Source organism: Pseudomonas sp. NFPP04 (assembly GCF_900113815.1).
Lineage (GTDB): Bacteria > Pseudomonadota > Gammaproteobacteria > Pseudomonadales > Pseudomonadaceae > Aquipseudomonas > Aquipseudomonas extremorientalis.
Genome location: NZ_FOQS01000002.1, coordinates 202,175 through 221,399 on the forward strand (window position 1 = coordinate 202,175; position 19,225 = coordinate 221,399).

A 19,225-nucleotide genomic window follows, 5' to 3' on the forward strand; every position below is an offset into this window, starting at 1 on the left:
AGGCATGGGTGGGCGACGCCCGAGGCTGAGCCCCGGGTGTTGCCATGCTAGGAAGCATGCCGTCAGGAAGGCGGTGTTTATCTATGGCAATCAGGTGCCGGACTTGATCTTGGTCCAGGCGCGGGTCCTGGCACGTTCGGCATCACGGCCCAGGGGTTTCAGGGTATAGAGCCCCGCCATCGCCGCCTCGGTGGGGTACAGGTTGGGGTTGTTGCGGATCGCCGGGTCGACCTGTTCGGTCGCATCCTTGTTCGGGTTGGGGTAGCCGACAAAGTCGCTGACAGGTGCGATCACCTGGGGTTGCAGCAAGTAGTTGATAAAGGTGTAGGCGTCCTGTGGGTTCTGCGCACCCTTGGGAATGGCGAGCATGTCGAACCAGATCGGCGCGCCCTCCTTGGGCAGGCGCATATCCACCACTACGCCGTTCCTGGCCTCCTTGGCGCGGTTGGCCGCCTGGGAGAAGCTGCCCGAATAACCCACGGCCACGCAGATGTCACCGTTGGCGATATCGGCCATGTACTTGGACGAATGGAAATAGGTGATGTACGGGCGGATCTTCATCAACAGCGCCTCGGCCTTGACGTAGTCCTTGGGGTTGCTGCTGTTGGGGTCCAGGCCCAGGTGCTGCAGGGCCAACGGCAGGATCTCCGAAGGCGAGTCGAGCAGGGCCACGCCGCATTGCTTGAGCTTGCTGATGTTCTCTTCCTTGAAAATCAGGTCCCAGCTGTCCACCGCAGCGTTGTCGCCGAGCGCAGCCTTGACCTTGGCCGGGTTGAAGCCGATCAGGATGGTGCCGTACATGTAGGGCACGGCGAATTTATTGCCGGGGTCATTGGCTTCGATCAGCTTCATCAGCTTGGGGTCGAGGTGGTTCCAGTTGGGCAATTGGCTGCGGTCCAGGGGCTGGAACACGCCGGCTTCGATCTGCTTGGCGAGGAACACGTTGGAGGGCACCACCACGTCATAGCCGGAGTTGCCGGTGAGCAGCTTGGCCTCCAGTGCTTCGTTGGTGTCGAAGATGTCGTAGACCAGCTTGATCTTCGGGTTCTGCGCCTTGAAGTCCTCCAGCGCCTTGGGCGTGATGTAGTCGAACCAGTTATAGACCTTCAGGGTTTTTTCTTCGGCGTGTGCGGTGCTGCTCAGCACGGCGGCGCAGAGCATAAGCGACTTGAGCATATTCATTGGGCGGCCCCCTCAAAACCTTCGAGCACATTGACGGCGTTGATGCCGATTTCTTCCACCGCGTAACCGCCTTCCATCACGAACAGCGTCGGCTTGCCCAGGCGTGCGATGCGCGCGCCCATGGTCAGGTAGTCCGGGCTGTCGAGCTTGAACTGGGAGATCGGGTCATCCTTGAAGGTGTCCACGCCCAGCGAGACCACGAGGATGTCGGCGCCGTAGTGTTCGATCTCCCGGCAGGCCTGCTCCAATGCTGCGCTCCAGGTGTCCCAGCCGGAGCCGGCGGGCAACGGGTAGTTGAAGTTGAAGCCTTCGCCGGCACCTTCGCCCCTCTCATCGGCATAGCCCAGGAAAAACGGAAACTCGGCCTCCGGGTGACCGTGGATCGAGGTAAACAGCACATCGCGGCGGTCGTAGAAAATCGACTGGGTGCCGTTGCCGTGGTGGTAGTCCACATCGAGGATCGCGACCTTGCGGTGGCCCTGGTCGAGAAACGCCTGGGCGGCAATCGCGGCGTTGTTCAGGTAGCAATAACCGCCCATCAAGTCGCTGGCGGCGTGATGCCCCGGTGGGCGGCACAACGCGAACGCACTGTGGGCGCCGCGCTGGATCGCCTGTTGTGCGGTGAGCGCCACTTGCGCCGCCGAGTAGGCCGCCTGCCAGGTCCCGGCGGTAATCGGCGCGCCGCCATCGAAACTGTAATAGCCCAATTGGCCGTGCAGGCTGGTGGGCAGCACGCGGCGCAGGGTGCGCGCGGGCCAGGTGTAGGGCAGCAGATCGCCGTCCTCGCCGTATTCGGTCCAGCGCGCCCAGGCGCCTTTGAAGAAATCCAGGTAGTCGCGGTTGTGAATGCGCTGCAAAGGCGCCAGGCCAAAGTCGTATGGCGCCTGCACTGGCCCCAATTCGCGGTCCTTGACCCGCTGCAGCACATGGTCGGCCCGCGAGGGCATTTCGAAGCAGGGCATCAGTTGCCCGTCCATCAATTCGCAGCGGCCGTGGTGCAGGTGGTGATCGTCCGAGTAGATCGTCAGCATTCTTGTTCTCCGCAGGCTGGGTCGGTGCATGCAGTCTTGCGGTGGGCGCGGTTCAAGAGAACGGCAGGAGCGGCCAAAAGGGGATGAATATGGCCAAAGTGTCTGTCCGTAATTCGCCCCTCAATGGCGCATCATGCTCGAAATTGGCTCGGTGCTACGCCGCTCCAGCGCACAAATGCATGCCGGAAACTCGCTGTTTCGCTGAACCCCAAGGCCTCCGCAATCCGGTAGATCGGCCACTGGTCCTCCGCCAGCAGTTGCTTGGCGCGCTCGAAGCGCAACTCGTCCAACAGCTCCTGGTAGCTGCAACCCTGGTCGTGCAAATGCCGGCGCAGGGTGCGCGCCGAGCAGTTCATCTGCATGGCCAGGCCTTCCAGGCCCGGCGCGGCGTTGAGTTGCGCGGTGAGCAACTGGCGAATCCTGCCCAGCCAGGCCTGGCGCCCGGTGAACTCCAGGTTCTGCTTGCGGCAGCGCTCGGCCATGGCGTGGTGGGTGACGGTGTCTGCCAGCGGCAGTGGCTGTTCGAGCCAGTGCCGGTCGAAGGCAAACGCGTTGGCGCTGGCCTGGAACTGCAACGGGCAAGGGAAGCTTTCGGTATAACGCGCGCAGTAGTCCGGGGCGCCGTACTCGAAGCGTGCGGCGAGCAGTGGCAGCGGCTGGCCCAGCAGGTCGTCGCAGATGACCTTCAGCGAGGCCAGGCACAATTCGACATTGAACATCTCAAGCGTCGGGTCTTCGCGATAATCACGGGCGGTGAACCAGACGCGCTGGCCATCTTCCTCCAGGCTCAGCTCGAAAAGTGTTCCCAACAGCGCCGGGTAGTGCAGCGCCAGGCGCAAGGCGTCACCAAAGGTGGCACTGGTGAGCAGGGCATAGCCGAGCATGCCATAGGCCGATACATGCATCTGCCGGCCCAGTTCCAGGCCGATATCCCGACGCCGCGCCACGGCATTGGCACACACGCGCATCTCCTGGTTGGTGGTGATGCGCGTGTCGGCGCGGCTCAAGTCCGCCGCGCAGATGCCGCTGCCAGCCAGCAGTTCCTGGGCCGGCAAGCCTTCGGCCTTGAAAGCGTTAAGCACCAGGGACACGGCGTTGAGAGTGGTCAGGTGGGAGTGCAGCATAGGGGACTTCCAGCCAGGGGATGGCTGGAAGGGAAGCAAGTTACAGGCCGGTCAGCTCAGCTCGCCACACAGGTCGAGTTCCACCAGGCGACGAACCTCGGCGGTGTCGAGCCCTGCACCGAGCAGTGCATTGAGCTTGCCGAACACCGCTTCGCGGGTCATGCCGCCACCGGACAACACGCCGACGCCGCGCAAACGGCTGCCCGCTTCATACACATCCAGCTCCACACCGCCTTCATGGCATTGGGTGATCGCCACCACCACAACGTCTTGATCGTGCGCGCGTTGGAGGCTGGCCAGGAACGCCGGGTTGTCGCTCGGCCCGGTGCCGCTGCCGAAGCATTCCAGCACCAACGCCTGAATGCCGCTGTCGATCAGTGCATCCAGTTGTCCGGCGGCAATACCCGGCACCAGCGGCAGCACACCGACGTTAGCCACGGCTTTGGGCTGACGGTAATGCAGGGCGGCCGGGATCATTTCGGCCTGGGCGACGCCGCCATTGCGCTGCAGGGCAGCAAACGGGTGGCGACCGAAACTGCGGATTTTCGCGCAGCGGGTCGGCGCCATCAGCGCACCGTGGAAGAACAACTGCACGCCCGGCGCCAGGCCTTCGCCCAGCGCCGCCAAGGCACCGCTGACGTTTTCCCAGGCATCGCTGTCGGGCACGCCGGCGGGTAGCATGGAGCCGGTGAACACCACCGGCGCCGGCAGGCCGAGCAGTTGGAAGCTCATGGCGGCGGCACTGTAGGCCAGCGTGTCAGTGCCGTGCAGGATCAGTACGGCGTCGCAGCCGGCGTCCACCGCCTCAACCACGGCGGCGTGCAGGCGCTGCCAGTAGACGGGGGTCATGTTGGCGCTGTCGATCAGCGGCGACATTTCCTGGAAGCGCCAGGCGGGCACTTGCGCGTCGGCAAGCTGTTCGCGCATACGCGCCTCAAAACCTGAAGCGGGCGCCAGGCCGTTGGCGCTGGCCTGCATGCCGATAGTGCCACCGGTGTAGAGCACCATCACGTTGTTAGCTGGGGACATCGAATTCTCTCCTGAACGAAAAACGCCGCCGGGCCCAGAGCATGCCCAAGGCCGGGCGGCGTGTCATCTCTCTACACTCAGCGTTGCGCTTGAGCGTTCAGTTCAGCGGTAGTTTGAGCGCCTGGCTCAGGCTTGACCGGGTTGGCTGGCCAGGCCTTGCGGTCCAGGTCCAGGTCAGGGAACTGGCTGGAATCGAATACCGGGGTCTTGATGCCTGCGGCGCGCTGGTTGTCGTAGTCGTTGAGGATGCGCATGGCGATCTTGAACAGGAACGCCAGGGCGAACAGGTTGACGAACGCGAGCAGGGTCATGGTGATGTCGGCGAAGGCGAACACGGTGCTCAGGTTCTCGATGGAACCCCAGAAAATCAGCACCAGCACCAGGGCGCGGTAGCCCATCAGCACCTTGCGGTTGTTGCCTACCAGGAAGCGCAGGTTGCTCTCGCCCAGGTAGTAGTTGTACATGATCGAGGTGAACACGAACAACGCCAGGGCCACCGAGATGAACATGCGACCCCAGTCGCCCACCACCGCCGCCAGGGAGTTCTGGGTCAGGGCAATGCCGTCGCCTTCGAAGCCCGGGGTGTAGAAGCCGGAGAGCAGGATCAGCAACGCGGTACAGGTGCAGATCACGAAGGTGTCGAGGAACACGCTGAACGCCTGCACCACGCCCTGGGCGATCGGGTGTTCGACCGACGCCACCGCCGCCACGTTAGGCGCACTGCCCAGGCCGGCTTCGTTGGCGAACACGCCGCGCTTCACACCCATGATGATCGCGCTGCCCACCAGGCCCCCGAAGGCCTGATCGAGGCCGAAGGCGCTCTTGACGATGGTCGCGAGCATGGCCGGCACATGGTCGAATTGCAGCACGATTACATAGAGAGTCACGGCGATGTAGACCAGGGTCTTGACCGGCACCAGCAGGTCGGCAATCGAGGCGATGCGCTTGATCCCGCCGATGAACACCAGGCCCAGCAGTACCGCCAGCGCCAGGCCGGTGTAGGTGGTGTCCAGGCCAAAGGCGTTGTTCAGCGAGTGGGTCACGGCGTGGGCTTGCAAGCCGTTGAAAGCAAAACCGAAGGTCACCAGCAACAGGAACGCCATGACCATGCCCAGCCAGCGCTTCTGCAAACCGTGCTGGATGTAGTAGGCCGGGCCGCCACGGAAGGTGCCTTCCGCGTCGGTGCGCTTGTACAACTGGCCGAGGGAACACTCGATAAAGCTCGACGACATGCCCACCAGTGCGGTGACCCACATCCAGAACACGGCGCCCGGGCCACCCAGTGTCACGGCAATACCGACACCGGCAATGTTACCGGCACCCACGCGACCGGCCAGGCTGAGCATCAGCGCCTGGAAGGAGCTGAGCTGGTCGGAGCTGTTTTTCAGGCTGTCGCGAAACACCGAAAACATGTGGAAGAAGTGACGCAGTTGTACGAAACGCGAGCGAATCGTGAAATAACCGCCGAGCCCGACAATGAGCACGATCAGTACTTTCCCTGAGAGGAAGTCGTTGATGACTTCGAGCATGGAGTGTTCCTCGCTGATTTTTCTAATGGCAAACGCAGGACGGTTCGACGCTATCGCTCAGCACCAGGCAGTGCACGACGTTCGACCCCAATCCTTTTGCGGGTGTTGTTATTCATGCGGTTTCGCGCTGCACAGGACCTCGTTACCGACGATCTCTGACGCGAAGAGGGGCGGCACTATACCTAGGCGAACGTGATCCGTCTGCTCGGGGCGATTAAAGGTTTCAGCTGGGCGGTGGGCCTGCAGAGCGATATTGGCGTTTTTATAGGCTTCATTTCACAACCTCGGGGCAAAAAAAAGGGCCTGAAGAACGAGCCTTCAGGCCCTCAAAAGGTGAGAGGTGTCTAGTCCCTCAGCCTGGTGAGCGGTGCAACAAACGCTTAGGCCTTCAGCGGGACCAAGCGTGGGGCAATCATGTTTTCGGGGCGCAGGATGTCGTCGAGCATGGCGTCGTCGAGCAAGCCTTCTTCGCGCACCAGTTCCAGCACGCCGCGGCCGCTTTCAAGGGCGATACGGGCGATGCGGGTGGCGTTTTCATAGCCGATGTACGGGTTCAGCGCGGTAACCAGGCCGATGGAGTGCTCCACCAGTTCGCGGCAGCGGGCTTCGTTGGCGGTGATGCCGACGATGCAGTGCTCGCGCAGCATGTCCATGGCACGTTGCAGCAGGCGGATCGAGTCGAAGATCTTGAAGGCGATCAGCGGCTCCATCACGTTCAGTTGCAGTTGGCCGCCTTCGGCCGCCATGGTCAGGGCCAGATCGTTACCGATGACCTGGAACGCCACCTGGTTCACGGCTTCCGGGATCACCGGGTTGACCTTGCCGGGCATGATCGAGCTGCCCGGCTGGCGGGCCGGCAGGTTGATCTCGTTGATGCCGGTGCGTGGGCCGCTGGACAGCAGGCGCAGGTCGTTGCAGATCTTCGACAGCTTCACCGCAGTACGCTTGAGCATGCCGGAGAACAGTACGAAGGCGCCCATGTCGGAGGTGGCTTCGATCAGGTCGGCAGCCGGCACGACCGGCTGGCCGCTGATTACCGCCAGGCGCTGTACGGCCAGGGCCTGGTAGCGCGGGTCGGCGTTGATGCCGGTACCGATGGCGGTGCCGCCCAGGTTTACTTCGGTCAGCAGCTCAGGTGCCAGGGTTTTCAGGCGTGCCAGGTCTTCACCCAGGGTGGTGGCGAAGGCGCGGAATTCCTGGCCGAGGGTCATCGGCACGGCGTCTTGCAGTTGGGTGCGGCCCATTTTCAGTACGTGGCTGAATTCGACGCCTTTGGCGGCGAACGCCTGGATCAGGCTGTCGAGGCTGGCCAGCAGCGCGTCATGGCCCAGCAGCAGACCCAAGCGGATCGCGGTCGGGTAGGCGTCGTTGGTCGACTGCGCCATGTTCACGTCGTTGTTGGGGTGCAGGTACTGGTACTCGCCCTTCTTGTGGCCCATGGCCTCCAACGCGATGTTGGCGATGACTTCGTTGGCATTCATGTTGGTTGAAGTGCCGGCGCCGCCTTGAATCATGTCCACCACGAACTCTTCGTGGAAATCGCCGCGGATCAGACGGGCACAGGCTTCGCTGATGGCAGCGTGCTTGGCTTCGCTGAGCTGGCCCAACTCGCGGTTGGCGTCAGCCGCCGCTTGCTTGACCATTGCCAGACCGACCACCAATTTCGGGTAATGCGAAATCGGAACGCCCGAGAGGCGGAAGTTGTTCACCGCTCGCAGGGTCTGGATGCCGTAATACGCTTGAGCCGGTACTTCGAGTACGCCAAGCAGGTCTTTTTCGGTACGGAAAGATGCAGCGGAGGACATGACGGAAATCATCTCGATATGGACCCGGAACTGGCCGGAACGCTGCGAATGCTAGGCTTGTAGAACTTTTTGGGCCAATGCTGTTAAGCACTGGCCTATGCACAAACGGCATAATGTGAGTGTGACCCGGTTATCATGGCGGGCGTGTGTGCCAAAATGGTGCGTACCCACGGGAGGCAGCAATGAACCTTGAGAGCAAATGGCTGGAAGACTTCAGCGCCTTGGCGGCGACCCGCAGTTTTTCCCAGGCGGCGGAGCGGCGCTTCGTCACCCAGCCGGCGTTCAGCCGACGCATCCGCAGCCTGGAGGCGGCCCTGGGTCTGACCCTGGTCAACCGCTCGCGCACGCCGGTGGAGCTGACGGCGGCGGGCCAGTTGTTCCTGGTCACTGCCCGCACGGTGGTCGAGCAGCTCGGTGAAGTGCTGCGCCATTTGCATCACCTGGAAGGCGGGCAGGGCGAGGTCATGCAAGTGGCTGCGGCGCACTCCCTGGCCCTGGGCTTCTTCCCGCGCTGGATCGCGCAACTGCGCAACGAAGGCTTGAACATCGCCACGCGGCTGGTAGCCACCAACGTCGGCGACGCTGTGCACGCCCTGCGTGAAGGCGGTTGTGACCTGATGCTGGCGTTCTACGACCCCGACGCCGCGATGCAGATGGATTCGGAAATCTTCCCGTCGCTGCACCTGGGCAACACCGAAATGCTCCCGGTGTGTGCCGCCGATGCCGATGGCAAACCGATGTTCGACCTGGAAGGCGACGGCAGCGTCCCGTTGCTGGCCTACAGCGCCGGCGCGTTTCTCGGTCGCTCGGTGAATTTGCTGCTGCGCCAGCGTGCGCTGCGCTTCACCACGGTGTACGAAACCGCCATGGCCGACAGCCTCAAGAGCATGGCCCTGGAAGGCCTGGGCATTGCCTGGGTGCCGCAGTTGAGCGTGCGTGCCGAGCTGGCGCGTGGTGAGCTGGTGGTCTGCGGCGGGCCGCAATGGCATGTGCCGCTGGAGATTCGGCTGTACCGCTGTGCCTTGGTACGCAAGGCGAATGTGCGGTTGCTATGGCGCAAGTTGGAAGGTGGCGTGGCCGGCGCAACGCTGTGAGCGGCGAATAAAACCCAAAGCGATCGTGACCTGGTGAAATTGATCGGGACGGTGGCTCAGTCGAATTTATCAAGGTATTTGCGAATGTTTTGTTTGTTGGCGTCGGAGTAGTTCAAGTCATTGCCGCGCAGCAGGGACTCGCCGTTGTATTTCATGAACGTATCATTCCACCAACCGTTATAAGTGATGGCCCCGTCTTCACGCGTTGCGCCCAGCAGAAGCCCAAGTGCGTGCGCAGCGCCTCGAGGATTGTTGTAAGAAGTTATTCCATACGTATGGCTGGGGTCGGCCTTTGCAGGTTCTCTGAAGCTTGAAGTGTTCGGTGTTACAAATAAAGTTTTCTCGATCTTGGGTTTTCCCGCTTGGCGGTCGCGACCTGGGTTCCCGTTTCTGCTCAGGTGTTCGTGAAGGCCACGCTCGACATCGTTGTCGGATTTGTAGGCGAAGTCTCGAATTTTGGGGTCGCGGATCACATTGATGACAACTTCCCGTCCTGAAATTTCCTCAATGTGTTTTTTGGCCAAGGCCAAATGAGTTTGCTCGAATTCCCGTTCGGTGACATGACCCAAGTCTTTGTGAAAAATCACATTCACATAAATCGGTTGTCTGGCGGGGCGCGCGGAATGTTCCGTTATTGTTGAGGCGCCTTGTGAAACGATTCGATAGAAGTTGAAGATGGAGTGAGTGCCCATAGATATATCCTCCGTGTGTCGTGTCGAAGATTAAGTGACGAGGAACGAGCGTATAGTCGATGCACTTTCATGAAGTGATAACTTGTCTGAAGAGTCAGTAGGAAACTGTGTCAGGTGTTGTAATTCGCGCAGTTATCAGTGTGGCGCTTTTAATGGGATTGAACAGAAAGCGGCTGACTTCTGAGTCAATAAGTGGCCTTGGGCGATGCGCTGGACAGATGGTCATCCCAGGGGCTGTTTATCTGGATTATTACGGTATACTGCGCGGCCTTCGGCCGGTCCAACCGGCCTTAATTCGTACACCAAGCCACGCCGGATTTCCCGCGTGGCTTGTTGTTTTTTGACGCGCCTGTGGGCGCCCAGAGAGAAGAGGCACGACGATGAGTGCATTGGTTGGCGTGATCATGGGCTCCAAGTCCGATTGGTCCACCCTTAGCCACACCGCCGATATGCTGGAAAAACTCGGCATTCCCTACGAAGTGAAAGTGGTCTCCGCCCACCGCACTCCGGATTTGCTGTTCCAGTATGCCGATGAAGCAGAATCCCGTGGCATCGAGGTGATCATCGCCGGTGCCGGCGGTGCAGCGCACCTGCCCGGCATGTGTGCGGCCAAGACCCACCTGCCGGTGCTCGGCGTGCCGGTGCAGTCGGCGATGCTCTCGGGCGTGGATTCGCTGTTGTCCATCGTGCAGATGCCGGCCGGTATCCCGGTGGCGACCCTGGCGATCGGCAAGGCCGGCGCGATCAACGCCGCCCTGCTGTCCGCCAGTATCCTGGGCGCCAAGCACCCGCAATTCCATGCGGTGCTGAAAAAATTCCGTGCTGAGCAGACAGACAGCGTGCTGGACAATCCAGACCCACGCATCGCCTGAGGTTGTTGACGATGAAAATCGGTGTAATCGGTGGCGGCCAACTGGGCCGCATGCTGGCCCTGGCGGGCACCCCGCTGGGAATGAACTTCGCTTTCCTGGACCCGGCGCCGGACGCCTGCGCGGCAGCCCTGGGCGAACACCTGCGCGCTGACTACAGCGACCCGGACCACCTGCGCCAGCTGGCCGACGAAGTCGACCTGGTGACCTTCGAGTTCGAAAGCGTTCCGGCTGAAACCGTGGCGTTCCTGTCGCAATTCGTGCCGGTATACCCGAGCGCCGAAGCCCTGCGCATCGCCCGTGACCGCTGGTTCGAGAAAAGCATGTTCAAGGATCTGGGCATTCCGACCCCGGCCTTCGCCGATATCCAGTCCCAGGCGGACCTGGATGCCGCCGTCGCCAGCATCGGCCTGCCCGCCGTGCTGAAAACCCGCACCCTGGGTTACGACGGCAAGGGCCAGAAAGTCCTGCGCACCGCCGCCGATGTGGTCGGCACCTTCGCCGAGCTGGGCAGCGTCGCCTGCCTGTTGGAAGGCTTCGTGCCGTTCACCGGTGAAGTCTCGCTGATCGCCGTGCGTGCCCGTGATGGCGAAACCCGCTTCTACCCATTGGTGCACAACACCCATGACAGCGGCATCCTCAAGCTGTCCGTGGCCAGCACCGACCACCCGTTGCAAGCGCTGGCCGAAGACTATTCCAGCCGTGTACTCAAGCAGCTGGATTACGTCGGCGTGATGGCGTTCGAGTTCTTTGAAGTCGACGGTGGCCTCAAGGCCAACGAAATCGCCCCGCGCGTACACAACTCCGGGCACTGGACCACCGAAGGCGCCGAGTGCAGTCAGTTCGAAAACCACCTGCGGGCGGTGGCGGGCTTGCCGTTGGGTTCCACGGCCAAGGTCGGTGAGAGCGCCATGCTCAACTTCATTGGTGTGGTGCCGCCCGTGGAAAAAGTCATCGCGATCGACGACTGCCATCTGCATCACTATGGCAAGGCCTTCAAGGCCGGGCGCAAGGTCGGCCACGCCAACCTGCGCTGCAAGGATCGTGCAACGCTGCAAGCGCAGATCCTCAAGGTCGAAGCGTTGATCGCCGAGCAATAAGCCACGGATCGGCGGGAACCATTCGGCGACCGCCGTCCTCTGATTGCAGGATGCCAAAGCCTGACTAGGCTTTGGCATAGCTCACCTACATTCAGAGGGAAATGCCATGGGTATCATCGGAACCATTTTTATCGGCTTGATCGTCGGCCTGCTCGCGCGTTTCCTGAAACCAGGCGACGACAGCATGGGCTGGATCATGACCATCCTGCTGGGCATCGCAGGTTCGTTGGTCGCCACTTACGGTGGCCAGGCCCTGGGCATCTACCAGGCAGGCCAGGGCGCTGGCTTCCTCGGCGCGCTGATTGGCGCCATCGTGCTGCTGGTGATCTACGGCCTGCTGAAAAAGAAATGATCTAAGCGACGAAGCCCTCTGCGCTGCGCAGGCGCGGAGGGCTAGAATGCTCGCCACTTGTACTTGCCGAGCCTCTCCATGCGCCGTCTTTTGTTGATACTCCTCCTGCTGGGCCCTGGCCTGGCGCACGCCGGCGAACTGCCGGAAACCGACTGGCTCGACCTGATGCCGTTGTCGGATCAAAAAGCGCTCGAAGCCATGCCCGAGATCGACCACAACTCCCCCGAAGCCCAAGGCACATTCACCGACAAGGGTGGCCTGAAGCAGAGCAAGGGCTTGCCGGCGGTGATGTACTCAACCAAGACCGTGGCGGCCATGAATGGCAAGGACATCCGCATCGGCGGCTATCCGGTGCCGTTGGAGACTGACGCCAAGGGCCGCAGCACCTTGTTCTTCCTCGTACCGTATCCGGGCGCATGTATCCATGTGCCGCCACCACCGCCTAACCAGTTGGTGCTGGTGCGTTATCCCAAGGGCTTGAAGCTGGATGATATCTATACGCCGCTGTGGGTCACCGGCACGTTGAAGGTGGAGAAGGTGAACAACGATCTGGCGGATGCGGCGTATGCGCTGGATGCCGGAAAAGTACGCGTGGTCAAGGAATCCGATCTTTAAAGGGCAACATATAACCAATGTGGGAGGGGGCAAGCCCCCTCCCACATTGTGATTGGCGTTCTTACAGGGCGACAGCGCTGATGCTCACGCCCAAGGTGTGGCTTTCACCGGGTGCCAGACTCACCACATCATCCAGCACATTGGCTGTCTCGATGCACAACATGCCCGTCCAGCCATCGTCAGCCATGTCATCAAACGCCTTGGCACGTTCGGTCCAGGGGTTCCAGATCACCGTTGACGTCGAGCCCTCGGCAGTGAGCTGGATACGGCGCTGCCAATCTTTATCGACAATACTCAGCTGTGCAGGCGTATCGAGGTAGATACGGTCAGTCTCGCCGGTGAAATGCAGCAACCCGGCTTGCTGCTTCGTTGCCCAGTTGTCAGCGGTATCGATATACGCCGCTCCGTCCAGTCCCTCGACGTGCACCTTGCGCACGTCGCTCACCGCAAAATAGGTGTGCAGCGCCTGGCTGAGGGTCACGGTATCGTTGCCACGGTTATGGCTGGTCAGGTGGATGTGCAACTGATCGTCCAGCAACAGGCTCAGTTTAAGATCGACCTCGTGGGGCCAGCCAGGAAAGCCGCCTGTTGGGACTGGCAGCACCAAGTCCACCCGCAGTGCCTCACCTTCAAGCGTGCTCGCGGCCAATTCCCACAGCGCTGTGCGCACGAAACCATGGGCGCCGGCCGGATGATCGCTTTGGCGCATCGCCTTGACGCTCTGCGGGTTACGGTCGAACACGCCAAACCACGGCCAACATACCGGCACGCCGGTGCGGATGCCTTTGCCCTGCTTGAACACCGCTTCGGGGTTCGGCCAGATCAGCGGCTGCTCGCCGTCGCGCTGGTAACTGAAGATATGTGCGCCCTGTCGGGCCACCATCAGTTCGGCGCCGTTGTGACGGATGCGCCAGCAGTCCAACTCGTCGATTTTCACGGTTTCAACGTGGGGTGTCGGCATAACAAAGCACTCTTCATGGCAGGCAATGGGGCAATTGACCGTCAAAACCCGGTGAGGTTTAACGTGCGCGCGACGGCACCGAACGCGTGCGGCCACTGCCATCGATGGCGACGAACACGAACACCGCCTCGGTCACCTTGCGCCATTCGCTGGACAGCGGGTCGTCGCTCCACACTTCGACCATCATCTGGATCGAGCTGCGACCGATTTCCAGGGCCTGGGTATAGAAGGAGAGCTGCGCGCCCACGGCGACCGGCACCAGGAACGCCATGCGATCAATGGCCACGGTGGCTACACGCCCGCCCGCGACCTTGCTTGCCATCGCGGTGCCGGCCAGGTCCATCTGTGCGACCAGCCAGCCGCCGAAAATGTCGCCAAAACCGTTGGTTTCACGCGGCAGGGCGGTGATTTGCAGGGCGAGATCGCCTTGCGGGATAGGATCTTCTTGTTCGAGTTCGATCATGCCAAGGGTGCCTCTGACCCGTAACGCTTCATGGGTATTTCAAGTGGATAGCCGTCTTATGGAAAAACGTTTCAGCACCAACATACTCCGCGTGATGCGTTTCTCGTAAGGCGTACTAAAGGGAAGCTCTGCCAAATCGGCTGGACGGCTTCCAACGACGGTTTGGCACAGCAGCCCCTCAAGACTGGGGGTCTTGCGCTTGCAAGGGCCGAGTATATCGACACGTTGTCGCCACGACGACCTCTGGGCGATCATTTGGTCGGCAATTCGCGGCTGTATTGCGGCTTTTTCCGGCAACTGTGCTTCTGTGCGCAGATAACGCTCAGGAACGCGGAATAATTCGCGCGGTTGAACGGTTATTCGCTCACCGCTGTGCTTTTGCGAGCGATTTGCTATCTTGCCATGCCTGCCGCAAGTCCCGGGCTTGCCGTCCCGACTACTATAAGAGAAGCCTTGCCATGTCCTCCGTGCCCGCAAGCAGTGCGCAACCTTCGCGCCCGCTGACCCGCAACGACTACAAAACCCTGTCGCTGTCTGCCTTGGGCGGGGCGTTGGAGTTTTATGACTTCATCATTTTCGTGTTTTTCGCCACCGTGGTCGGAAAACTCTTCTTCCCGGTCGACATGCCCGAATGGCTGCGCATGATGCAGACCTTCGGCATCTTTGCCGCCGGTTACCTCGCGCGCCCCCTGGGCGGCATCATCATGGCGCACTTCGGCGACCTGCTGGGCCGCAAGAAGATGTTCACCCTGAGCATCTTCATGATGGCCGTGCCCACCCTGATCATGGGCCTGCTGCCAACTTACGCGCAGATCGGCCTGTGGGCGCCGATCCTGTTGCTGCTGATGCGCATCATCCAGGGCGCGGCCATTGGCGGCGAAGTACCCGGCGCCTGGGTGTTCGTCTCCGAACATGTACCGCCACGGCATATCGGTTACGCCTGCGGCACCCTGACCAGCGGCCTGACCGCCGGGATCCTGCTGGGATCGCTGGTGGCCACCGCCATCAATACTATTTACAGCCCGGAGCAAGTCTCGGATTACGCCTGGCGTATCCCGTTCCTGCTGGGCGGTGTGTTCGGCCTGTTGTCGGTGTACCTGCGCCGCTGGCTGCATGAAACGCCGATCTTCGCCGAGATGCAGCAGCGCAAGGCACTGGCCGCCGAGTTGCCGTTGCGCGCGGTGCTGCGCGACCACCGTGGCGCCATCGTCTTGTCGATGTTGCTGACCTGGTTGCTGTCGGCCGGCGTGGTGGTGGTGATCCTGATGACCCCGACCGTGCTGCAGACCCTCTATCACTTCAGCCCGACCGTGGCATTACAGGCCAACAGCCTGGCGATCGTCACCCTGAGCCTGGGCTGCATCGCCTCCGGCGCCCTGGCTGATCGCTTCGGTGCCGGCCGGGTACTGGTGATCGGTTGTGCGCTGTTGCTGGCCACATCCTGGACGCTCTATCACAGCCTCTTCAACCATCCTGACTGGCTGTTCCCGCTGTACACCCTGACCGGTCTGTTCGTGGGCACCATCGGCGTGGTGCCCTACGTGATGGTCAAGGCCTTCCCGCCCGTGGTGCGTTTCAGCGGCCTGTCGTTTTCTTACAACGTGGCCTACGCCGTGTTCGGCGGGCTGACGCCGCTGGCGGTATCGCTGCTGATGAAGGAAAGCCCGCTGGGTCCGGCCTACTACGTTGCCGCCCTGTGTGTGATGGGGATGGTGGTGGGTGGGTATTTGTGGAAGCGTTCGCGCTGAGCCATGGATGATGATCGTTCCCGGCCCTGGGAACGATCACGTTTCAACGTATTTCCAAGCCTTAATCTCTCCCTCCCAGGCCTCGTGCCTGCGCGCTTTTCGTGGCGTCGTTGAATAGTGGCCTTTCATCTAATTGTCACATTCCAGACATAGAGTGTTCACACGGCCTCCCGATACTTGGCCCCGATCCAATTATCCCTATCTGCTAGGAGCAAGGCATGAAACTGAAACGTTTGATGGCGGCAATGACTTTTGTCGCTGCTGGCGTTGCGACCGCCAACGCGGTGGCCGCTGGTGTTGATCCGGCAATCCCGGCGTACGTGAAGACCACTGGTGTGTCGGGCAACCTGTCCAGCGTTGGTTCCGATACCCTGGCTAACCTGATGACCCTGTGGGCCGAGGGTTACAAAAAGGAATACCCGAACGTCAACATCCAGATTCAAGCTGCCGGCTCGGCCACCGCGCCACCTGCGCTGACCGAAGGCACCTCCAACCTGGGCCCGATGAGCCGCAAGATGAAGGACACCGAACTGGCTGCCTTCGAGCAGAAGTACGGTTACAAGCCAACCGCTATTCCGGTTGCGGTGGATGCCCTGGCCGTGTTCGTGCACAAGGACAACCCGATCCAGCACCTGACCATGGAACAAGTCGACGCGATCTTCTCCTCGACTCGCCTGTGCGGTGGCAAAGCCGACGTGAAAACCTGGGGTGATCTGGGCGTGACCGGCGACCTGGCCAACAAGCCGGTGCAACTGTTCGGTCGTAACTCGGTGTCCGGCACCTACGGCTACTTCAAGGAAGAAGCCCTGTGCAAAGGCGACTACAAGCCAAACGTGAACGAACAACCAGGCTCGGCTTCGGTCGTGCAGTCGATCAGCTCTTCGCTGAACGGCATCGGTTACTCGGGCATCGGCTACAAGACTGCCAGCGTGAAGACCGTGGCTCTGGCCAAGAAAGGCAGCACTGACTTCGTCGAAGACAGCGAAGAAAACGCCCTGAACGGCAAATACCCGTTGTCGCGTTTCCTCTACGTGTACGTCAACAAAGCGCCGAACAAGCCTCTGGCCCCGCTGGAAGCCGAGTTCGTGAAACTGGTGCTGTCCAAACAAGGCCAGGAAGTTGTAGTGAAAGACGGCTACATCCCACTGCCAGCCAAAGTCGCCGCCAAGGCCCTGGCTGACCTGGGTCTGAAAGAAGGCAACTGATTGCCTCTGCGGGGCCGGCGTACCGGCCCCGCATCCGAATTTTCTAGTCCGCTGCCAGCCTTGCTTCGCGGCGGATTTGTTGCGTCACTGCACTGTCATCTTTCTGTCATACAGGATCGCTAGGGTGTGCGCATGAATGATCTGGCCAATTCCACCATGACGACGACTTCTCCCCCCAAGCGCATTGACTTCAATACGCCTGAGCTGCAACGCAAGCGCCGCATTCGCGCGCTCAAGGATCGCCTGACCCGCTGGTATGTGCTGGTCGGCGGCCTCGCCGTCCTCGGCGCCATCACCCTGATTTTCTTCTTCCTGGCCTACGTCGTCGCGCCACTGTTTCAAGGCGCCTCATTGACCAAGGAAGACGCCCTGACCCCGGCCTGGATCCAGGACGCGGGCAAGCCGCTGATGATCTCCCTCGAAGAACAGAACCAAGTCGCCATGCGGGTTTCCGACAAGGGCCAGGCGCTGTTCTTCAATGTCGAGACCGGTGCCGAGCTCACGCGTGTCGACCTGCCCCTGCCCGCCGGCACCAGCGTTGCTTCTATCGGTGAAGACCAGCCCGGCAGCCCGCTGGTGATCCTCGGTCTATCCAACGGCCAGTCCCTGGTGTTCCGCCACACCTATAAGGTGTCCTACCCGGACGGCAAGAAAACCATCACGCCGGCGATCGAATACCCCTACGGTGAAACGCCGATCGTGCTGGATGACGCCGGCCGCCCGCTGGAACACGTGGCCCTTAACGCCACGGATTCGTCCCTGGTGGTGGCAGGCTCCGCGGGTTCGCACTTGAATGTGCTGTCCCTGAGCCGCGAAGAAAACATGATGACCGGCGAAGTCACCAGCGAGCAGAAGCGCATCGAGCTGCCACAGATGACCGAGCCGGTGAAGGCAATCTTCATCGACCCGCGCCAGCAATGGCTGTATGTGATCAACGGCCGTGCCTTGGCCGATGTGTTCAGCCTGCGCGACAAGAGCCTCAATGGTCGCTACAAACTGCTGGAAGACGGGACTGCCGAAGTCACCGCGAGCACGCAGCTGGTGGGCGGTATCTCGCTGATCATCGGTAACTCCAAGGGCGGCCTGGCCCAGTGGTTCATGGCCCGCGACCCGGATGGCGAGCAGCGCTTCAAGCAGATCCGTACCTTCCAGATGGGCACCACGCCTATCGTGGAAATTTCCGCCGAAGAGCGCCGCAAGGGCTTCACCGCCCTCGACGCGTCCGGCCAGTTCGGCGTATTCCACAGCACCGCCCACCGCACCCTGCTGGTGGACCCGGTGGTCGACGGCCAAGGCGTGTACGGCATGTCGCCACGGGCCAACCGCGTGATCGTGGAGGCGGGCGGCAAGCTGCAGCCGCTGATGCTCGACAACCCGCACCCGGAAGTGTCCTGGAGCGCGTTGTGGAGCAAGGTCTGGTACGAAAACTACGACGAGCCTAAATACGTCTGGCAGTCGACCGCCGCCAACACCGACTTCGAACCCAAGATGAGCCTGGCCCCGTTGACCTTCGGCACCTTGAAGGCCGCGTTCTACGCCATGTTGCTGGCCGCGCCACTGGCCGTTGCCGCCGCGATCTACACCGCCTACTTCATGGCCCCGAGCCTGCGCCGCAAGGTCAAGCCGGTGATCGAGTTGATGGAAGCCATGCCGACGGTGATCCTCGGCTTCTTCGCCGGCCTGTTCCTGGCGCCGTATGTGGAAGGGCATCTACCGGGCATTTTCAGCCTGTTGATGCTGTTGCCGATCGGCATCCTGGTGGCCGGCTTCATCTTCAGCCGCCTGCCTGAGTCCCTGCGCCTGCGCGTACCGGATGGCTGGGAAAGCGCGATCCTGATCCCGGTGATCCTGTTCGTGGGCTGGCTCTCGCTGTACATGAGCCCGTACCTGGAAACCTGGTTCTTCGGCGGCGACATGCGCATGTGGATCTCCCACGACCTGGGCATCACCTACGACCAGCGCAACGCCCTGGTGGTCGGCCTGGCCATGGGTTTCGCGGTGATCCCGAACATCTACTCCATCGCCGAAGACGCCGTGTTCAGCGTACCGCGCGGCCTGACCCTGGGTTCCCTGGCTCTGGGCGCCACGCCGTGGCAGACCATGACCCGCGTGGTCATCCTCACCGCCAGCCCGGGCATTTTCTCGGCACTGATGATCGGCATGGGCCGTGCGGTAGGCGAGACCATGATCGTGTTGATGGCCACCGGTAACACCCCGGTGATGGAGATGAACCTGTTCGAAGGCCTGCGAACGCTTGCGGCCAACGTCGCCGTGGAAATGCCCGAGTCGGAAGTGGGCGGCAGTCACTACCGCGTGCTGTTCCTCTCGGCGCTGGTGCTGCTGCTGTTCACCTTCATCATGAACACCCTCGCCGAGCTGATCCGTCAGCGTCTGCGCAAGAAATACTCGTCGCTTTAAGAAAGGTA

The 19,225-nt window shown here is 61.5% G+C and carries 17 protein-coding genes; 8 read left to right on the forward strand and 9 right to left on the reverse strand.

Features of this window, described 5'->3' with window-relative positions; all coding sequences use genetic code 11:
- Window positions 1–90: 90 nt before the first annotated feature.
- From BM017_RS04755 to aspA, 6 genes are all read right to left on the reverse strand, one after another.
- On the reverse strand, window positions 91–1,182 hold the full coding sequence (locus tag BM017_RS04755; protein ID WP_092241597.1) for a polyamine ABC transporter substrate-binding protein: 1,092 nt from the start codon (window positions 1,180–1,182) through the stop codon (window positions 91–93).
- On the reverse strand, window positions 1,179–2,213 hold the full coding sequence (locus BM017_RS04760; protein WP_071490833.1) for a histone deacetylase family protein: 1,035 nt from the start codon (window positions 2,211–2,213) through the stop codon (window positions 1,179–1,181). Before BM017_RS04760 ends, BM017_RS04755 begins: the two co-directional genes overlap by 4 nt.
- A gap of 131 nt (window positions 2,214–2,344) precedes the next feature.
- A complete protein-coding gene (locus BM017_RS04765) occupies window positions 2,345–3,337 on the reverse strand; it encodes an AraC family transcriptional regulator (RefSeq protein WP_092241599.1) in 993 nt (330 codons plus the stop codon).
- 51 nt (window positions 3,338–3,388) lie between these two features.
- On the reverse strand, window positions 3,389–4,366 hold the full coding sequence (locus BM017_RS04770; RefSeq protein WP_071490831.1) for an asparaginase: 978 nt from the start codon (window positions 4,364–4,366) through the stop codon (window positions 3,389–3,391).
- Between the two features lie 77 nt (window positions 4,367–4,443).
- Window positions 4,444–5,895, reverse strand: coding sequence for an alanine/glycine:cation symporter family protein (locus tag BM017_RS04775; protein ID WP_092241601.1), 1,452 nt, complete (start codon window positions 5,893–5,895; stop codon window positions 4,444–4,446).
- Window positions 5,896–6,275: 380 nt separating this feature from the next.
- Window positions 6,276–7,700: an aspartate ammonia-lyase gene (aspA, locus tag BM017_RS04780; protein ID WP_092241603.1), complete on the reverse strand. Its 1,425-nt coding sequence runs from the start codon at window positions 7,698–7,700 to the stop codon at window positions 6,276–6,278.
- A gap of 182 nt (window positions 7,701–7,882) precedes the next feature.
- On the opposite strand from aspA, the gene BM017_RS04785 reads away from it, so the two are divergent.
- Window positions 7,883–8,794, forward strand: a complete 912-nt coding sequence (locus BM017_RS04785) for a LysR substrate-binding domain-containing protein (RefSeq protein WP_092241605.1) — start codon at window positions 7,883–7,885, stop codon at window positions 8,792–8,794.
- 56 nt (window positions 8,795–8,850) lie between these two features.
- Here BM017_RS04785 and BM017_RS28770 read toward each other — a convergent pair whose 3' ends face one another.
- On the reverse strand, window positions 8,851–9,486 hold the full coding sequence (locus tag BM017_RS28770; protein ID WP_139212849.1) for a hypothetical protein: 636 nt from the start codon (window positions 9,484–9,486) through the stop codon (window positions 8,851–8,853).
- Window positions 9,487–9,866: 380 nt separating this feature from the next.
- Between BM017_RS28770 and purE the strand changes: the two genes are divergently transcribed.
- The 4 genes from purE to BM017_RS04805 all read left to right on the forward strand — a co-directional run bounded on the left by purE (window position 9,867) and on the right by BM017_RS04805 (window position 12,422).
- On the forward strand, window positions 9,867–10,358 hold the full coding sequence (gene purE / locus BM017_RS04790) for a 5-(carboxyamino)imidazole ribonucleotide mutase (protein ID WP_003176980.1): 492 nt from the start codon (window positions 9,867–9,869) through the stop codon (window positions 10,356–10,358).
- 11 nt (window positions 10,359–10,369) lie between these two features.
- Entirely contained in the window at window positions 10,370–11,455 is a 1,086-nt protein-coding gene (locus BM017_RS04795) for a 5-(carboxyamino)imidazole ribonucleotide synthase (RefSeq protein WP_015886586.1), read from the forward strand.
- Window positions 11,456–11,561: 106 nt separating this feature from the next.
- Complete coding sequence (locus BM017_RS04800; protein ID WP_058424295.1) at window positions 11,562–11,807, forward strand: GlsB/YeaQ/YmgE family stress response membrane protein; 246 nt, start codon at window positions 11,562–11,564, stop codon at window positions 11,805–11,807.
- Between the two features lie 78 nt (window positions 11,808–11,885).
- Entirely contained in the window at window positions 11,886–12,422 is a 537-nt protein-coding gene (locus tag BM017_RS04805; protein WP_092241607.1) for a DUF3299 domain-containing protein, read from the forward strand.
- A gap of 61 nt (window positions 12,423–12,483) precedes the next feature.
- On the opposite strand, the gene BM017_RS04810 is transcribed toward BM017_RS04805, so the two are convergent.
- Window positions 12,484–13,383, reverse strand: coding sequence for a D-hexose-6-phosphate mutarotase (locus tag BM017_RS04810; protein WP_092241609.1), 900 nt, complete (start codon window positions 13,381–13,383; stop codon window positions 12,484–12,486).
- 58 nt (window positions 13,384–13,441) lie between these two features.
- Window positions 13,442–13,846 carry an acyl-CoA thioesterase gene (locus tag BM017_RS04815; RefSeq protein WP_003176975.1) on the reverse strand — a complete coding sequence of 135 codons (405 nt, stop codon included), beginning with the start codon at window positions 13,844–13,846 and terminating at the stop codon, window positions 13,442–13,444.
- 458 nt (window positions 13,847–14,304) lie between these two features.
- On the opposite strand from BM017_RS04815, the gene BM017_RS04820 reads away from it, so the two are divergent.
- The 3 genes from BM017_RS04820 to BM017_RS04830 all read left to right on the forward strand — a co-directional run bounded on the left by BM017_RS04820 (window position 14,305) and on the right by BM017_RS04830 (window position 19,217).
- Window positions 14,305–15,594, forward strand: coding sequence for an MFS transporter (locus BM017_RS04820; RefSeq protein WP_071490824.1), 1,290 nt, complete (start codon window positions 14,305–14,307; stop codon window positions 15,592–15,594).
- A gap of 218 nt (window positions 15,595–15,812) precedes the next feature.
- Window positions 15,813–16,799, forward strand: coding sequence for a phosphate ABC transporter substrate-binding protein PstS (locus BM017_RS04825; RefSeq protein ID WP_092241611.1), 987 nt, complete (start codon window positions 15,813–15,815; stop codon window positions 16,797–16,799).
- A 384-nt stretch (window positions 16,800–17,183) separates the two neighbouring features.
- Window positions 17,184–19,217, forward strand: a complete 2,034-nt coding sequence (locus BM017_RS04830; RefSeq protein WP_170856048.1) for an ABC transporter permease subunit — start codon at window positions 17,184–17,186, stop codon at window positions 19,215–19,217.
- Window positions 19,218–19,225: the final 8 nt, after the last annotated feature.

Excerpts from the sequence above, each read along its gene's own strand:
- BM017_RS04785 (WP_092241605.1), top strand. The coding sequence starts at position 7,883 with ATGAACCTTGAGAGCAAATGGCTGGAAGACTTCAGCGCCTTGGCGGCG.
- BM017_RS04825 (WP_092241611.1), top strand. The coding sequence starts at position 15,813 with ATGAAACTGAAACGTTTGATGGCGGCAATGACTTTTGTCGCTGCTGGC.
- BM017_RS04815 (WP_003176975.1), bottom strand. The coding sequence starts at position 13,846 with ATGATCGAACTCGAACAAGAAGATCCTATCCCGCAAGGCGATCTCGCC.
- purE (WP_003176980.1), top strand. The coding sequence starts at position 9,867 with ATGAGTGCATTGGTTGGCGTGATCATGGGCTCCAAGTCCGATTGGTCC.
- BM017_RS04760 (WP_071490833.1), bottom strand. The coding sequence starts at position 2,213 with ATGCTGACGATCTACTCGGACGATCACCACCTGCACCACGGCCGCTGC.
- BM017_RS04805 (WP_092241607.1), top strand. The coding sequence starts at position 11,886 with ATGCGCCGTCTTTTGTTGATACTCCTCCTGCTGGGCCCTGGCCTGGCG.
- BM017_RS04800 (WP_058424295.1), top strand. The coding sequence starts at position 11,562 with ATGGGTATCATCGGAACCATTTTTATCGGCTTGATCGTCGGCCTGCTC.
- BM017_RS28770 (WP_139212849.1), bottom strand. The coding sequence starts at position 9,486 with ATGGGCACTCACTCCATCTTCAACTTCTATCGAATCGTTTCACAAGGC.
- BM017_RS04755 (WP_092241597.1), bottom strand. The coding sequence starts at position 1,182 with ATGAATATGCTCAAGTCGCTTATGCTCTGCGCCGCCGTGCTGAGCAGC.
- BM017_RS04820 (WP_071490824.1), top strand. The coding sequence starts at position 14,305 with ATGTCCTCCGTGCCCGCAAGCAGTGCGCAACCTTCGCGCCCGCTGACC.
- aspA (WP_092241603.1), bottom strand. The coding sequence starts at position 7,700 with ATGTCCTCCGCTGCATCTTTCCGTACCGAAAAAGACCTGCTTGGCGTA.
- BM017_RS04770 (WP_071490831.1), bottom strand. The coding sequence starts at position 4,366 with ATGTCCCCAGCTAACAACGTGATGGTGCTCTACACCGGTGGCACTATC.
- BM017_RS04810 (WP_092241609.1), bottom strand. The coding sequence starts at position 13,383 with ATGCCGACACCCCACGTTGAAACCGTGAAAATCGACGAGTTGGACTGC.
- BM017_RS04795 (WP_015886586.1), top strand. The coding sequence starts at position 10,370 with ATGAAAATCGGTGTAATCGGTGGCGGCCAACTGGGCCGCATGCTGGCC.
- BM017_RS04765 (WP_092241599.1), bottom strand. The coding sequence starts at position 3,337 with ATGCTGCACTCCCACCTGACCACTCTCAACGCCGTGTCCCTGGTGCTT.
- BM017_RS04775 (WP_092241601.1), bottom strand. The coding sequence starts at position 5,895 with ATGCTCGAAGTCATCAACGACTTCCTCTCAGGGAAAGTACTGATCGTG.